The 16,680-nt window shown below is 41.6% G+C and carries 13 protein-coding genes; 9 read left to right on the plus strand and 4 right to left on the minus strand.

What is annotated here, in order from left to right:
- Positions 1–44: 44 nt before the first annotated feature.
- The 4 genes from ilvC to B7708_RS04550 all read left to right on the plus strand — a co-directional run bounded on the left by ilvC (position 45) and on the right by B7708_RS04550 (position 3,687).
- Positions 45–1,067 (plus strand): ketol-acid reductoisomerase, encoded by a 1,023-nt coding sequence (gene ilvC / locus B7708_RS04535; protein WP_000290683.1) that lies wholly within the window; start codon positions 45–47, stop codon positions 1,065–1,067.
- Between the two features lie 79 nt (positions 1,068–1,146).
- Entirely contained in the window at positions 1,147–2,397 is a 1,251-nt protein-coding gene (gene ilvA, locus B7708_RS04540) for a threonine ammonia-lyase IlvA (RefSeq protein WP_084974058.1), read from the plus strand.
- A 77-nt stretch (positions 2,398–2,474) separates the two neighbouring features.
- Entirely contained in the window at positions 2,475–3,371 is an 897-nt protein-coding gene (locus B7708_RS04545; protein ID WP_084974060.1) for an SPFH domain-containing protein, read from the plus strand.
- A 100-nt stretch (positions 3,372–3,471) separates the two neighbouring features.
- A complete protein-coding gene (locus tag B7708_RS04550; protein ID WP_001130035.1) occupies positions 3,472–3,687 on the plus strand; it encodes a capsule biosynthesis transcriptional regulator in 216 nt (71 codons plus the stop codon).
- A gap of 93 nt (positions 3,688–3,780) precedes the next feature.
- Here the strand turns inward: B7708_RS04550 and B7708_RS04555 are convergent, their stop codons facing one another.
- Both B7708_RS04555 and B7708_RS04560 read right to left on the minus strand, forming a co-directional pair.
- Positions 3,781–4,521, minus strand: coding sequence for an amino acid ABC transporter ATP-binding protein (locus B7708_RS04555; protein WP_084974062.1), 741 nt, complete (start codon positions 4,519–4,521; stop codon positions 3,781–3,783).
- Positions 4,521–6,083 carry an ABC transporter substrate-binding protein/permease gene (locus B7708_RS04560; protein ID WP_084974065.1) on the minus strand — a complete coding sequence of 521 codons (1,563 nt, stop codon included), beginning with the start codon at positions 6,081–6,083 and terminating at the stop codon, positions 4,521–4,523. The genes B7708_RS04555 and B7708_RS04560 overlap by 1 nt, the downstream gene beginning before the upstream one ends.
- A 132-nt stretch (positions 6,084–6,215) precedes the next feature.
- Here B7708_RS04560 and B7708_RS04565 point away from each other — a divergent pair, with 132 nt between their 5' ends.
- The gene (locus B7708_RS04565) at positions 6,216–8,105 is read left to right on the plus strand and encodes a DUF2207 domain-containing protein (RefSeq protein WP_084974066.1); all 1,890 of its coding nucleotides are present in this window, start codon (positions 6,216–6,218) and stop codon (positions 8,103–8,105) included.
- Positions 8,106–8,166: 61 nt separating this feature from the next.
- Positions 8,167–9,012 (plus strand): undecaprenyl-diphosphate phosphatase, encoded by an 846-nt coding sequence (locus B7708_RS04570; protein WP_084974069.1) that lies wholly within the window; start codon positions 8,167–8,169, stop codon positions 9,010–9,012.
- A 31-nt stretch (positions 9,013–9,043) separates the two neighbouring features.
- On the opposite strand, the gene dinB is transcribed toward B7708_RS04570, so the two are convergent.
- On the minus strand, positions 9,044–10,105 hold the full coding sequence (gene dinB / locus B7708_RS04575; protein WP_084974070.1) for a DNA polymerase IV: 1,062 nt from the start codon (positions 10,103–10,105) through the stop codon (positions 9,044–9,046).
- A gap of 236 nt (positions 10,106–10,341) precedes the next feature.
- Between dinB and pflB the strand changes: the two genes are divergently transcribed.
- Both pflB and B7708_RS04585 read left to right on the plus strand, forming a co-directional pair.
- On the plus strand, positions 10,342–12,657 hold the full coding sequence (gene pflB, locus B7708_RS04580) for a formate C-acetyltransferase (protein WP_084974072.1): 2,316 nt from the start codon (positions 10,342–10,344) through the stop codon (positions 12,655–12,657).
- Between the two features lie 392 nt (positions 12,658–13,049).
- A complete protein-coding gene (locus B7708_RS04585) occupies positions 13,050–15,146 on the plus strand; it encodes an AAA family ATPase (RefSeq protein WP_142358266.1) in 2,097 nt (698 codons plus the stop codon).
- 57 nt (positions 15,147–15,203) lie between these two features.
- Here the strand turns inward: B7708_RS04585 and B7708_RS04590 are convergent, their stop codons facing one another.
- Entirely contained in the window at positions 15,204–15,686 is a 483-nt protein-coding gene (locus B7708_RS04590) for an S-ribosylhomocysteine lyase (RefSeq protein ID WP_000032557.1), read from the minus strand.
- A 285-nt stretch (positions 15,687–15,971) separates the two neighbouring features.
- Between B7708_RS04590 and B7708_RS04595 the strand changes: the two genes are divergently transcribed.
- Complete coding sequence (locus tag B7708_RS04595) at positions 15,972–16,679, plus strand: ABC transporter ATP-binding protein (RefSeq protein ID WP_061423412.1); 708 nt, start codon at positions 15,972–15,974, stop codon at positions 16,677–16,679.
- Position 16,680: the final 1 nt, after the last annotated feature.

Genomic DNA, 16,680 nt, shown 5'->3' on the forward strand with positions numbered 1-16,680 from the left:
AACCAGCCTATAAGGCAATAAATAATAGAAAAGAGAGAAAAACTATGGCAGTTCAAATGGAATACGAAAAAGATGTTAAAGTAGCAGCGCTTGACGGTAAAAAAATCGCCGTTATCGGTTATGGTTCACAAGGACATGCGCATGCGCAAAACTTGCGTGACTCAGGTCGTGATGTCATCATCGGTGTGCGTCCAGGTAAATCTTTTGACAAAGCAAAAGAAGATGGCTTTGACACGTACACAGTAGCAGAAGCAACTAAGTTGGCTGACGTTATCATGATCTTGGCACCAGACGAAATTCAACAAGAATTGTACGAAGCAGAAATCGCTCCAAACTTGGAAGCTGGAAATGCAGTTGGATTTGCTCATGGTTTCAACATTCACTTTGAATTTATCAAAGTTCCTGCAGATGTCGATGTCTTCATGTGTGCTCCTAAAGGGCCAGGACACTTGGTACGTCGTACTTATGAAGAAGGATTTGGTGTTCCGGCTCTTTATGCAGTCTACCAAGACGCTACAGGAAATGCGAAAAACATTGCTATGGACTGGTGTAAAGGTGTTGGAGCAGCTCGTGTAGGTTTGCTTGAAACGACTTACAAAGAAGAAACTGAAGAAGATTTGTTTGGTGAACAAGCTGTACTTTGTGGTGGTTTGACTGCCCTTATCGAAGCAGGTTTTGAAGTTTTGACAGAAGCAGGCTATGCCCCAGAATTGGCTTACTTTGAAGTTCTTCATGAAATGAAGTTGATCGTTGACTTGATCTATGAAGGTGGATTCAAGAAAATGCGTCAATCTATTTCAAACACTGCTGAATACGGTGACTATGTGTCAGGCCCACGTGTGATTACTGAGCAAGTCAAAGAAAACATGAAAGCAGTTCTTGCAGACATCCAAAATGGTAAATTTGCAAATGACTTTGTAAATGACTACAAGGCTGGACGTCCAAAACTCACTGCTTACCGTGAACAAGCAGCTAACCTTGAAATTGAAAAAGTCGGTGCAGAATTGCGTAAAGCAATGCCATTCGTTGGTAAAAATGACGACGACGCATTCAAAATCTATAACTAATTTTTGAGAATAAGAACAGAAGGCGAGTTGGGGGTACCTAACTCGCCTTTTATCTTGAAAGGTATTTGAGGAGGAGACAATGCTAAGTGCAAAAGATGTGGTGAAAGCCCACAAAGTTTTAAGTGGTGTAGTGGTCAATACACCGCTAGAATATGATCATTATTTATCAGAGAAATATGGAGCTAAAATCTATTTAAAAAAGGAGAATGCGCAACGAGTTCGCTCTTTTAAAATTCGCGGAGCCTATTATGCCATTTCTCAATTAACAAAAGAAGAACGTGAGCGTGGGGTAGTCTGTGCGTCTGCGGGGAATCACGCTCAAGGTGTTGCCTATACTTGTAATGAGATGAAGATTCCTGCAACAATTTTTATGCCTATTACAACACCGCAACAAAAGATTGGGCAGGTTCGCTTTTTTGGTGGAGATTTCGTGACCATCAAGTTGGTTGGGGATACCTTTGATGCTTCTGCTAAGGCAGCGCAAGAGTTTACGTTGTCAGAAAACAGTACCTTCATTGATCCTTTTGATGATGCGCATGTACAGGCCGGTCAAGGAACTGTGGCCTACGAAATTCTTGAAGAAGCTCGTAAAGAGTCAATCGATTTTGATACAGTATTGGTGCCAGTAGGTGGTGGCGGACTGATTGCAGGAGTTTCTACTTACATCAAAGAAACCAAACCTGCTATCGAGGTGATTGGTGTAGAAGCCAATGGTGCCCGTTCGATGAAGGCAGCCTTTGAAGCTGGAGGACCAGTTAAACTCAAAGAAATTGATAAGTTTGCTGATGGGATAGCTGTACAGAAAGTTGGACAGTTGACCTATGAAGCGACACGTAAGAATGTTGAAACGCTTATCGGAGTGGATGAGGGATTGATTTCTGAAACCTTGATTGATCTTTATTCCAAGCAAGGTATTGTAGCAGAACCAGCCGGAGCTGCTAGTGTTGCAGCCTTGGAAGTTTTATCAGACTATATCAAAGGAAAGACGATTTGTTGCATCATCTCTGGAGGGAACAATGACATCAACCGCATGCCGGAGATGGAAGAACGCGCCTTGATTTATGATGGCATCAAGCATTACTTTGTTGTGAACTTCCCACAGCGTCCAGGAGCTCTACGAGAGTTTGTAAATGACATTTTGGGACCCAATGATGACATCACTCGTTTTGAATATATCAAACGAGCAAGCAAGGGGACAGGTCCAGTATTGATTGGGATTGCTCTTGCAGATAAACATGATTATGCTGGTTTGATTCATCGAATGGAGAAGTTTGACCCATCATATATTAATTTGAATGGGAATGAGACTTTATATAATATGCTAGTCTAAAATAAATTTGCTATCATATTATTTGCCAATTTCCTATAATGATGCTATAATGATGGTGACGAAAGGGGGAGATTCCCATGGTTTTACATGTTTTACTTGTTCTCTTTATTCTAGTGCTGATTGCATCAGCGATTATTGTCAGCTCTGTGTATGTGGTACGACAACAGTCTGTCGCTATTATCGAGCGTTTTGGTAAATACCAAAAGTTGAGTAATAGTGGTATTCATGTACGAGCACCTTTTGGAATTGATAGAATTGCGGCCAGGGTGCAGTTGCGTCTATTGCAAAGTGAGATCGTCGTGGAAACAAAAACGCAGGATAACGTCTTTGTGACCATGAATGTGGCGACTCAGTATCGAGTGAATGAGAACAATGTCACAGATGCTTACTATAAACTAATGAGACCAGAAGCTCAAATCAAATCCTATATTGAGGATGCCTTGCGTTCGTCCGTACCGAAATTGACCTTGGATGAACTATTTGAGAAAAAAGATGAAATTGCATTAGAAGTTCAAAAACAAGTAGCAGAAGAAATGTCTACATATGGTTACATCATTGTAAAAACACTGATTACGAAGGTTGAGCCTGACGCTGAAGTTAAACAATCAATGAATGAAATCAATGCTGCTCAACGTAAGAGAGTCGCTGCGCAAGAACTTGCAGAAGCAGATAAGATTAAAATCGTGACAGCGGCAGAAGCCGAGGCAGAAAAAGATCGCCTACACGGGGTAGGGATTGCAGAACAGCGTAAGGCTATTGTTGACGGACTTGCTGATTCTATTCAAGAATTAAAAGGAGCCAATGTTGAACTCACAGAAGCCCAGATTATGTCCATTCTATTAACAAATCAGTATTTGGATACTTTGAATAATTTCGCAGACAATAAGGGCAATAACACCATCTTCCTACCAGCAAATCCTGATGGAGTTGAAGATATACGAACAAGCATATTATCAGCTTTAAAAGCTAAGTAATAACAATTTATTATTTGTTTTCAATAAGTAGATGTTTTTTGGATAATCCTAAAAGAATGAATATATTTCAGTATCGTAAAGAACAAAATAGGAGAAAAACATGGCTAAATCAAACTTTGAAAAAGTAGAATCAGTTGTTGGCTGGGTTCGTGATAAGAAAATCACAGGTTACCGTATCTCTAAGGAAACAAATGCGCGTGAAATGTCAATCATTGCTTTGGCACAAGGTCGTGCAAAAGTGAAAAATATTTCATTTGAAACAGCCCTAGGCTTGATTGATTTTTATGACAAGAATCATGAAAAATTTGAAGATTAAACTAGGCTTACAGGCAGATTCTTAAAATGGATCTGCCTTTTGTTTTGAAAAGAGTTAGTAAAAAGACTGCATTCTTCATGCAGTCTTTGTTTGTTATTTGAGATAGCGCTGAAGAAATTCTCGCGTCCGTTCTTCTTTAGGGTTCGTGAAGAGGTCTTCTGGCTTGCCTTCTTCGGCAATGACACCCTGATCCATAAAGATAACACGGTGTGAGACATCGCGGGCGAACTCCATTTCGTGGGTGACGACGATCATAGTCAGACCTTCTTGAGCCAGGTCTTGCATGATTTTAAGGACTTCTCCGACCATTTCTGGGTCAAGGGCAGATGTTGGTTCGTCGAAGAGGATGGCGTCAGGATTCATGGAGAGGGCGCGTGCGATGGCCACACGTTGCTTCTGGCCACCAGAGAGTTGTTTTGGTTTGGCTTGCCAATAGCGTTCTCCCATGCCAACTTTTTCAAGATTTTCTTTGGCAATTTTTTCAGCTTCAGAGCGTTCTCGTTTAAGGACAGTCGTTTGGGCGACGATCGTATTTTCGAGAACATCGAGGTTTTCAAAGAGATTGAAGGATTGAAAAACCATTCCGAGCTTTTCACGATAGTGAGTAAGGTCATAGCCTTTTGCAAGGACGTTTTGTCCTCGGTAGAGAATTTCCCCCTCAGTAGGTGTTTCAAGTAGGTTGATAGAACGTAGGAAGGTTGATTTTCCGCTTCCTGAGCTCCCGATGATGGAGATAACCTCTCCTTTGTGGACTGACAGAGAGATGTCTTTTAAGACTTCATTTTGTCCATAGGATTTTTTGAGGTGTTTAATTTCAAGAATGGGTTGATTCATTATTTCAAGTCCTCCGTTTGCATTTGATTAGCACCTGTAGTGTAGGTATCCATGTCCATGCGTCTTTCGATAAAGCGTAGAATACGGGTCACTGTGAAGGTGAGGACAAAGTAAATCACGGCGATGATTGTAAATGTCTGGAAGTATTGATAAGTTTGGGTGGCCACAGTATTACCAGAGAAGTAGAGTTCCACCACAGAGATAACATTCAGTACAGAGGTATCTTTGATATTGATGACAAACTCATTACCAGTAGCAGGTAAGATATTGCGAACGACCTGAGGTAGGACAACCTTGCGCATGGTCTGATTATGGGTCATACCAAGAGCAGTTGCGGCTTCAAATTGTCCCTTGTCGACTGCTAGGATACCTCCACGGACGATTTCTGTCATGTAGGCACCCGTGTTGATTGAAACGATGAAGATGGCAGCCAGTGTACGGTCAAGGTTAATACCGAAGGCTTGTGCTGTACCGTAGTAGATAACCATAGATTGAACAATCATAGGCGTGCCACGGAAAATTTCAATATAGACATTGAGAATCCAGCCAAGTAGTTTTTGCAAGCCACAGATGGCCTTGCTTTCAGATAGTGGAGCAGTACGAAAGACTCCGATTGCAAGCCCGATAATAAGCCCTGCGATGGTCCCGATAATGGAGATCAAGAGTGTGATGCCGGCACCACGCAAGAGTTGTTGCCAGTTTTCGGAAAGAATTTTAGCAACTTGACTAAAGAAGCTACTTTCTTCCTCCGTTGTTGTCGCCTCCACTGGTTGCTCTTTGATCATCCGATCCATGAGAGCTACTTGTTCGTCCTTAGAAATGGTTTCGATGCTGGCATTGATTTGGCTGATGCGGCTGTCATCTTTACGAAGTCCAATGGCAATAGCTGTATCTTCTTCGCCAGTTTTGAAACCTGGTTGAGGTTGAATCATTTTGAACTTAGCGTTGGCAGATTCAGCGTTCAGGGCTTCAGGGCGTTCTGAAACATAGGCATCGATGACACCTGCTTCAAGTGCTTGACGCATCTGAGCAAAATCCCCCATGGCTGTTTCTTTTTTGGCACCTGGAATTTGAGAAATCAAGTCATAAAGGTAAACGCCTTGTTGAGATGTGATTTTTGCTCCGCTAAAGTCGTTTAAAGATTTGGCGTTGGCATAGGCGGAGTCCTTTTTGACCAATAGAACAGGTTCACTAGTATAGTAACTGCTTGAAAAGGCAATTTCTTGTTTACGTTCAGCCGTTGGGCTCATACCTGCAATGATCATATCGATTTTGCCAGAAGTAAGAGCAGGAACAAGTCCTTCCCACTTGGTTTTAACGACTAAAGGTTCCTTACCTAAGTCTTTGGCAATCTTTTTAGCGATTTGGACATCGTAGCCATTGGCGTATTGGTTGGTACCGTCAATTTTGACAGCGCCGTTACTATCGTCGTCTTGAGTCCAGTTGAAGGGGGCGTAAGCAGCCTCCATCCCGATGCGTAAATATTCGTCGGCTTGGACTTGGCTAACTAGTCCTAAGGTAAGGGCTAGGCTAGCAAGGATAGATAAGCATAATTTTTTCATGTTTTCTCCTATTTCTAGTCTAAAAATGACTCTCTCTATTGTATCTAAAAATAGTGAGATTTTCAATACAAGTAAGCCTTTACTTATAAAAAATGATATAATGATAGCAAAGATAAAAAGGGGGATTGTGTTGTGAAAAAGACTTTTTTCTTGCTTTTATTTAGCTTGTTTTGTATTTTACCACTCTCTGTTTTTGCGGTTGATTTCAAGATTCGCTCTTATCAAGGCGATTTGTATATTCATGCAGATAATACAGCAGAATTTAGGGAGAAAGTAGTCTATTATTTTGATGAAGATTTTAATGGACAACTAGTAGGGCTTGGCCATGCTGGTAAGATGCCAAAGGGCTTTGAAATAGATTCCAATCCAAAGGTTCAGGTATGGAAAAATGCTAGTGCCATTGAGAATGTCAATAGTGAAGTGATAGAAGAATCGGAAGGGTATACTGTAAAAGTGTATAATCCAGGCCAAGAGGGGGATACCGTTGAAGTGGTAATCACATGGCAACTAAAAAATCTCCTATTTCTATATGATGATATCGCGGAACTTAATTGGCAACCTCTGACGGATAGTTCAGAACCTATCGAAAATTTTGAGTTTCGAGTAATGGGCTTTAATGGAGCAGAAAAACTTTTCTTTCATACAGGGAAACTCTTTACAGAGGGCAAGGTAGAGAAGATAGATGGTGATTATCGTGTTTATTTACAGAACCTACCTCGTCAGCGTGGGGTTGAATTGCATGCCTATTGGCCTAGAAAAGATTTTGGAACAGCTTTGGATCAGGGGTTGAAGGGCGATCGTTTAGCAGAATTTGAAAAAATAGAGGAGTCCATTACTGCTGAAAAAGCTCAAAGCAAAGCTCTGGTTACGTGGGTCATCCCTTTGCTACTCTCGCTTTCTTTAGTCTTTAGTGTTATTTTCTACTGTATTTACAGAAGAAAAACCTCCCCATCGAAGAAATATGCCAAAAATCACCGTCTCTATGAACCGCCAATGGACTTAGAACCGATGGTTTTATCGGAAGCTGTTTACTCCACTTCTTTAGAGGAAGTCAGTCCCTTGACCAAGGGAGGAGGGAAGTTCACCTTTGACCAACTCGTTCAGGCAACTTTATTGGATGTGATTGACCGTGGAAATGTTTCAATCATCTCAAATGGAGACGAGGTTCGTCTAAAAGTTGTAAAAGAAAAAGGATTAGCAAGTTTTGAAAAAGATTGCCTTAATTTGGCCTTTTCAGGAAGAGAAGAAGTGCTTGTTTCAGATTTGTTTGCAGATTACCAAGTGTCAGCTAGTCTTTATCAAGGTGCAAAAGCAGCTGATGAAAAAAGGATTCAGAAAACGGGACGTAAGCTTAAGTCTTCTTTCGAGCAAGCTCTGAAGCAGATGCAGGATGGGGTGAGAAAGCGGGTTTCCTCTTTGCAACTTCCAGATTATTATCGTCCACTGAGTAATGGAGAAAAAATCTTGCGTTTGACGATAGGTGTCTCTACGCTTCTACCTGCTTTCGTTGGTTTTGGCTGGTTCTTGTATAGTTTGGATGCCCACGGGTATCTTTCTCTGCCACTTCTTATCCTTGGATTTGCAGGCTTGATGTTAGCTGCCGTCTATTATTGGACGACCCGATTTGATACTCGTGATGGTGTTTTAAACGAAGAAGGACTAGAAGCATACTATCTCTGGACTAGTTTTGAAAACATGCTTCGCGATATCGCTCACCTAGACAAGGTAGAATTAGAGAGTATTGTTCTTTGGAATCGCCTCCTTGTCTATGCTACTTTATTTGGTTATGCGGACAAGGTGAGTCATTTGATGAAATCTTATCAGATTCAAGTTGAGAACCCAGATATCAATCTTTACGTAGCTTATGGCTGGCACAGTATGTTTTATCATTCAACTGCTCAAATGAGCCACTATGCTAGTATTGCAAACACGGCAAGTACCTACTCCGTCTCTTCTGGAAGTGGTTCTTCAGGTGGAGGATTCTCAGGAGGCGGAGGCGGTGGTAGCATCGGCGCCTTCTAGAAAAAATCTATCGCAACATTCGAAATTATGCTATAATAGAGGACAGAAAAAGGAGTAATGTATGTATTTTATTGAAATTTTGAAGTCAATCTTTTTTGGGATTGTTGAAGGAATTACAGAATGGTTGCCCATTTCAAGTACAGGGCACTTGATCTTGGTGGAAGAATTTGTCCAATACAAGGACCAAAATGAAGCCTTTATGTCCATGTTTAATGTTGTCATTCAGCTTGGGGCTATTTTAGCAGTTATGGTCATTTACTTTAACAAGCTCAATCCCTTCAAACCTGGTAAAAACAAGGTAGAAGTTCGTAGAACTTGGCAATTGTGGTCAAAAGTTCTCGTTGCAACCTTGCCTTTGCTATTGGTCTTTAAGTTAGATGATTGGTTTGATGCCAACTTCCATAACATGGTTTCGGTTGCCATTATGTTGATTATCTATGGTGTTGCCTTTATCTATCTTGAAAAACGAAATAAGGCGCAAGCTATTGAACCAACAGTAACAGAGCTAGACAAGTTGCCTTATAAAACAGCCCTTTACATCGGCCTTTTTCAAGTCCTCGCCCTCTTCCCAGGAACGAGCCGTTCAGGTGCAACTATCGTTGGTGGTTTGTTGAATGGTACAAGTCGCTCTGTCGTAACAGAGTTTACCTTCTATCTCGGAATTCCTGTTATGTTCGGAGCCAGTGCTTTAAAGATTTTCAAATTTATTAAAGCAGGTCAACTCTTGAGTTTTGGCCAACTGTTCTTGCTCTTGGTTGCTATGGGTGTTGCCTTTGCGGTCAGCATGCTTGCTATTCGTTTCTTGACCAGCTATGTGAAGAAGCACGACTTTACACTCTTTGGTAAATACCGTATCGTACTCGGTAGTGTCTTGTTGCTCTATAGTTTTGTGCGTTTATTTGTATAAGAAAAAGCTTGAAGGGGGGCCTTCAAGCTTTTTAAAATCCTGTCACTGTAATTCCTAGTAAACGAACGCCTTTCTCTTTTTCAGCTAGTTCTTCGTAAAGTTGAAGGGCGGTTTGAGAAATCTGACTAGCGTCCTGTGTTGCTTGTGAGAGGCTTTTCCGCCTAGTTAGAGTGGAGAAGTCAGCGTAACGAATCTTTAGGATGATGATTTTTCCAGCTTTGTCTTGTTTGCTGAGATTGTGAGCTACTTTTTCAGATAGAAGAGTCAGCTCTTTTTTGATGTCCTCTTCAGCCTGGAGAATCTTACCATAGGTTTTCTCCTTGCCGATGGACTTACGAATGCGATTGGACTTGACTGGTGAGTTATGAATGCCTCTAGCTTTCCGATAAAGGTCAAAACCGAGTCTGCCAAACCGATCGATTAAAGTGACTTCAGAAACGTCTAATAAGTCTGCACCAGTATAAATGCCCATTTCATGAAGGCGTTCAACTGTTTTTTTGCCCACGCCATGGAATTTAGCAATGTCCATTTGTTTGAGAAAATCTTGAGCTTGTTCTGGGAGGATAACTGTCAAACCATGTGGCTTTTGATAATCGCTGGCCATTTTAGCTAGAAATTTGTTATAAGAAACACCTGCAGAAGCAGTCAGGTGTAGTTCCTGCCAGATATCTTGTTGGATGAGACGAGCTATTTTGACTGCCGACTTGATACCAAGTTTATTTTCCGTCACATCCAAGTAAGCCTCGTCAATACTCATAGGTTCAATCAGATCGGTATAGCGCTTAAAAATAGCTCGAATTTCAAGCCCCACAGTCTTGTATTTTTCATAATTCCCTGAGATAAAGACGGCTTGAGGACAACGCTCATAAGCTTCTTTAGAACTCATGGCAGAGTGAATGCCAAAGGCTCGTGCCTCGTAGCTACAAGTAGACACAACTCCCCGTCCGCCTGTTTGTCTGGGATCACTCCCAATGATAACAGGCTTGCCCTTTAACTTAGGATTATCTCTTATTTCCACCGCAGCAAAAAAGGCATCCATGTCGATATGGATGATTTTTCTGGACAAATCATTAATCAATGGAAATATGAGCATTTTGCTTCCTTTCTAATGTCATTTTCTATTTATTATACCCTTTTTTCTGAAAAAATGGGAAAGTTCAACCCGACTTTCAAAAATATAATACAGATTGCGTCGAAAAACAGACTGTATTAGAAAAGAAAGTGATAAAGAAGCCTTTTTTCGCTTGTTGAAATCGGTTACTGTATGGTATACTGGTCTCATGAATGTAACAGATGACTGTTACTAGAAAGAAAAATGAGGACATTAACATGGTTGTTAAGACAGTTGTTGAAGCACAAGACATTTTTGATAAAGCTTGGGAAGGCTTCAAAGGCGTAGATTGGAAAGAAAAAGCAAGCGTATCTCGCTTCGTTCAAGCTAACTACACACCTTATGATGGAGATGAAAGTTTCCTTGCTGGCCCAACAGAACGTTCACTTCACATTAAAAAAATTGTAGAAGAAACTAAGGCTCACTACGAAGAAACTCGTTTCCCAATGGACACTCGTCCAACTTCTATTGCTGATATCCCTGCAGGATTTATCGACAAAGAAAACGAATTGATCTTTGGTATCCAAAACGATGAACTCTTCAAATTGAACTTCATGCCAAAAGGTGGTATCCGTATGGCTGAAACGACTTTGAAAGAAAATGGATACGAACCAGACCCAGCTGTTCACGAAATCTTTACTAAATACGTAACAACAGTTAACGACGGTATCTTCCGTGCCTACACTTCAAACATTCGTCGTGCTCGTCACGCTCACACTGTAACTGGTCTTCCAGATGCATACTCACGTGGACGTATCATCGGTGTTTACGCACGTCTTGCTCTTTACGGTGCAGACTATTTAATGCAAGAAAAAGTTAACGACTGGAATGCAATTAAAGAAATTGATGAAGAAACAATCCGTCTTCGTGAAGAAGTAAATCTTCAATACCAAGCATTGCAACAAGTTGTTCGCTTGGGTGACCTTTACGGAGTTGATGTTCGCAAACCAGCGATGAACGTTAAAGAAGCGATCCAATGGGTTAACATCGCCTTCATGGCTGTCTGCCGTGTTATCAACGGTGCTGCTACATCTCTCGGACGTGTGCCAATCGTATTGGACATCTTTGCAGAACGTGACCTTGCTCGTGGTACATTTACTGAATCAGAAATCCAAGAATTCGTTGATGATTTCGTTATGAAACTTCGTACAGTTAAATTTGCTCGTACAAAAGCTTATGACCAATTGTACTCAGGTGACCCAACTTTCATCACAACTTCTATGGCTGGTATGGGTAACGACGGTCGTCACCGTGTTACTAAGATGGACTACCGTTTCTTGAACACTCTTGACAATATCGGTAACTCTCCAGAGCCAAACTTGACAGTTCTTTGGACTGATAAATTGCCATACAACTTCCGTCGCTACTGTATGCATATGAGCCACAAACACTCTTCTATCCAATACGAAGGTGTAACGACAATGGCTAAAGACGGATACGGAGAAATGAGCTGTATCTCATGCTGTGTGTCACCACTTGACCCAGAAAACGAAGATCAACGCCACAACATCCAGTACTTCGGTGCTCGTGTAAACGTTCTTAAAGCCCTTCTTACTGGTTTGAACGGTGGTTACGACGATGTTCACAAAGACTACAAAGTATTTGACATCGATCCTATCTGTGACGAAGTTCTTGAATTCGAATCAGTTAAAGCCAACTTTGAAAAATCTCTTGATTGGTTGACTGACACTTACGTAGATGCTTTGAACATCATCCACTACATGACTGACAAGTACAACTACGAAGCTGTTCAAATGGCCTTCTTGCCAACTAAACAACGTGCCAACATGGGATTCGGTATCTGTGGATTTGCAAACACTGTTGATACATTGTCAGCGATTAAATACGCTACGGTTAAACCGATCCGTGATGAAAATGGCTACATCTACGATTACGAAACAATCGGTGAATACCCACGTTGGGGTGAAGATGACCCACGTTCAAACGAATTGGCAGAATGGTTGATCGAAGCTTACACAACTCGTCTACGTAGCCACAAACTATACAAAGACGCAGAAGCTACAGTATCACTTTTGACAATCACATCTAACGTTGCTTACTCTAAACAAACTGGTAACTCACCAGTCCACAAGGGTGTATACCTCAACGAAGATGGTTCTGTAAACTTATCTAAACTTGAATTCTTCTCACCAGGTGCTAACCCATCTAACAAAGCTAAAGGTGGATGGTTGCAAAACTTGAACTCACTTGCGAGCCTTGACTTCAGTTACGCAGCTGATGGTATCTCATTGACAACTCAAGTTTCGCCACGCGCTCTTGGTAAGACTCGTGACGAACAAGTTGATAACTTGGTAACAATCCTTGATGGTTACTTCGAAAACGGTGGACAACACGTTAACTTGAACGTTATGGACTTGAACGATGTTTACGAAAAGATCATGTCAGGTGAAGACGTAATCGTTCGTATCTCTGGATACTGTGTAAACACTAAATACCTCACACCAGAACAAAAAACTGAATTGACACAACGTGTCTTCCACGAAGTTCTTTCAATGGATGACGCATTGAGCTAAGATTCAATTGGAATAGAGAAAAGCCAGTCGATATTACTGGCTTTTTGTGTGCTTAAAAATTTTTAAAAAAATAGTCAAATTTAGTCAAAAATTTATTGACTTTTACTGACTAATGTGATATAGTAGAAACATAAGGAAAATGAATTCCTTAAAAAGCTCATTTTCAACGAACTGTTTCTTGAGAATGAAGTATAGAATCCCAGGAAAGGGGTGAGGCCTATGTTAAATCTAACAGACTTTGAAAAGAAGATGATAAAAGGCTTATTTAAAAAAGAAAAACCAGAAATTATACGTAGGGTAGCTAGTTAGCTAGTCTAAAATTTTTAAAACAAAGGTCAAAGATAGTCAATATCAGAGATCGCAATTAATTAACAATAAACGAGGTAAAGAATATGAACAACAACTTTAACAACATGGATGATTTATTTAACCAATTGATGGGTGGTATGCGAGGATATAGTTCTGAAAACCGTCGCTACTTGATTAATGGACGTGAAGTGACACCTGAGGAATTTGCTCAGTATCGTGCAACTGGGAAATTACCAGGAAATGCAGAGTCAGATGTGCAAATGCAACAACATGCTTCAGGTATGAAACAAGACGGCGTCCTTGCTAAACTAGGTCGTAACTTGACAGCGGAAGCTCGTGAGGGTAAGTTGGATCCTGTTATCGGACGAAACAAGGAAATTCAAGAAACATCTGAAATCCTCTCACGCCGTACCAAGAACAATCCTGTTCTGGTCGGAGATGCAGGTGTTGGTAAGACAGCAGTTGTCGAAGGCTTGGCGCAAGCCATTGTGAACGGAGATGTTCCAGCGGCTATTAAGAACAAGGAAATCATTTCCATTGATATCTCAGGTCTCGAGGCTGGTACTCAATACCGTGGTAGTTTTGAAGAAAACGTTCAAAATCTTGTTAGTGAAGTAAAAGAAGCAGGAAATATTATCCTCTTCTTTGATGAAATTCACCAAATCCTTGGTGCTGGTAGCACTGGTGGAGACAGTGGATCTAAGGGGCTTGCGGATATTCTCAAGCCAGCTCTCTCCCGTGGTGAGTTGACCGTTATTGGAGCAACAACTCAAGACGAATACCGTAACACCATCTTGAAAAATGCAGCTCTTGCTCGTCGTTTCAACGAAGTGAAGGTCAATGCTCCTTCAGCAGAGGATACCTTTAAAATCCTTCAAGGAATTCGTGACCTCTATCAACAACACCACAATGTCATCTTGCCAGATGAGGTTTTGAAAGCCGCAGTGGATTATTCGATCCAATACATTCCTCAACGCAGCTTGCCAGATAAGGCTATCGACCTTGTCGATGTAACGGCAGCTCACTTGGCTGCTCAACATCCTGTAACAGATGTGCATGCTGTTGAACGGGAAATCGAGGCAGAAAAAGACAAGCAAGAAAAAGCAGTTGAAGCAGAAGACTTTGAAGCAGCTCTCAATGCTAAGACACGCATTGCAGAATTGGAGAAAAAAGTCGAAAACCACACAGAAGATATGAAAGTGACTGCCACTGTCAATGATGTGGCCGAGTCCGTAGAGCGTATGACTGGTATCCCAGTGTCTCAAATGGGGGCATCTGATATCGAACGCCTAAAAGATATGGCCCATCGCTTGGAACACAAGGTAATCGGCCAAGATAAGGCGGTTGAAGCTGTAGCTCGTGCTATCCGTCGTAACCGTGCTGGTTTTGATGAAGGCAATCGCCCAATCGGTAGCTTCCTATTTGTAGGGCCTACTGGAGTTGGTAAGACAGAACTTGCTAAGCAATTGGCACTGGATATGTTTGGAACCAAGGATGCGATCATCCGCTTGGATATGTCTGAATACAGTGACCGCACAGCCGTATCTAAGCTAATCGGTACAACAGCAGGTTATGTAGGATATGATGACAACAGCAATACCTTGACAGAACGTGTTCGTCGCAATCCATACTCTATCATTCTCTTGGACGAAATTGAAAAGGCTGATCCTCAAGTCATTACCCTTCTCCTCCAAGTCTTGGATGATGGTCGTTTGACTGATGGTCAAGGCAATACAGTGAACTTCAAGAACACTGTCATTATCGCGACATCAAACGCTGGCTTTGGCTATGAAGCCAACTTGACAGAAGATGCGGATAAACCAGAATTGATGGATCGTTTGAAACCATTCTTCCGTCCAGAGTTCCTTAACCGCTTTAACGCTGTTATCGAGTTCTCACACTTGAATAAGGAAGACCTTTCTAAGATTGTGGACTTGATGTTGGCTGAAGTCAACCAAACCTTGGCTAAGAAAGACATTGATTTGGAAGTCAGCCAAGCAGCTAAGGACTTTATTACAGAAGAAGGCTATGACGAAGTCATGGGTGTTCGTCCACTCCGTCGCGTGGTGGAACAACAAATTCGTGATAAGGTGACGGACTTCCACTTGGATCATCTAGATGCTAAACATCTGGAAGCAGATATGGAAGATGGTGTCTTGGTCATTCGTGAAAAAGCCTAACTTAAGATTTTGAGAAAAAAATAAGGAACTAGCTAATAAGCTGGTTCCTTTATTTGTTTAGATGACATGACGCTCAAAGGCATCATCTGAAATTCCTTGTTCCAGGATGAGTTTAGCCCATTCTTTAGCAGAAAAGAGGCTATGGTCCTTGTAGTTTCCGCAAGATTCGATGGTTGTTCCAGGGACATCTTCCCAAGTAGTGGTTTCAGCAATTTCCTTGAGCGAATCCTTGATAACAGCTGCAATCTCAGCGCTGGTGTGACGTCCCCACATAATCATGTGGAAGCCTGTTCGGCAGCCAAATGGTGAACAGTCAATCATGCCGTCAATGCGGGTACGGATGAGTTTGGCCAAGAGGTGCTCGATAGTGTGAAGGCCAGCGGTAGGGATAGAGTCTTCATTTGGTTGCACCAAACGAATATCAAAATTGGAGATGACATCTCCCTTTGGTCCAGTTTCTTCCCCAATCAAGCGGACATATGGGGCTTTAACAATGGTGTGGTCAAGTTCAAAACTTTCAACAATAACTTCTTTTGACATGGTAAATCCTTTCAGTTTTCTTCTTTCATTATATCATAAAGCCTGCTCTTGATGGAGTTTAATAAATGACTTTTTGAGACTAGCGTTATAACAAAGTCACCATACAAAACCCTCAGGATTATAAAGAAAGAATGGGGTAAAGGAAAAGAAAAACTGAGTTCTTTCTAATGAAGCTAGAGCAACTTTTGAAAGGTGGGATCAACTTTTAGAATTTCTGCTTAATCTCTGAACTAATTCTGAACTAGATTGGATATACTGGAGGAAATAAAGATAAAGGAGTTCAGTATGGAACATATGGTGAAAATAGAAGGAGTCTGCAAAAAGCATGGAAGCAAGCAGATTTTAAAAGATATTTCTTTTACAGCTAGAAGCGGGCGGATTACAGCTTTTCTGGGGCCTAATGGTGCTGGTAAAAGCTCAACCTTGAGGATTCTCTTAGGGTTAGATCGGGCGACGGCAGGGACGGCGACTTTTGATGGGCAAACCTATCAGTCAATGACTTATCCGCTCAGAACGGTAGGTGCAGCCTTTGACGGCATTGGCGGTTTGCCAAATCGAAAGGTTTATGACCATTTGAGGATTATTGCAGCGAGTAATGCTATTCCCAAGTCTCGGATCGACGAGGTTTTGGAGATGACAGGAATTGCTCATAAGAGGAAGGACCTCTTGTCAAGCCTGTCTCTGGGGGAAGGTCAGCGGTTGGGTTTGGCCGCAGCTTTGCTGGGTGATCCTCAGTTTCTTATATTAGATGAGCCGACCAATGGATTGGATCCAAGTGGGATTAAGTGGTTTAGAAAGTTCATTCGTCAGCAGGCTGATTTAGGAAAAACGGTACTTCTATCCTCCCACATCCTGTCAGAGGTGCAAATGGTGACAGATGATGTCGTCTTGATTCATCATGGGCGCATTATTGAGCAGGGACGATTGGAAGAGGTGCTACAAGATTCAGACAGTCTAGAAGACCTCTTCTTTGATTTGACAGAGGAGGTTTAAA

It is taken from the genome of Streptococcus oralis subsp. dentisani, assembly GCF_002096615.1.
Lineage (GTDB): Bacteria > Bacillota > Bacilli > Lactobacillales > Streptococcaceae > Streptococcus > Streptococcus oralis_U.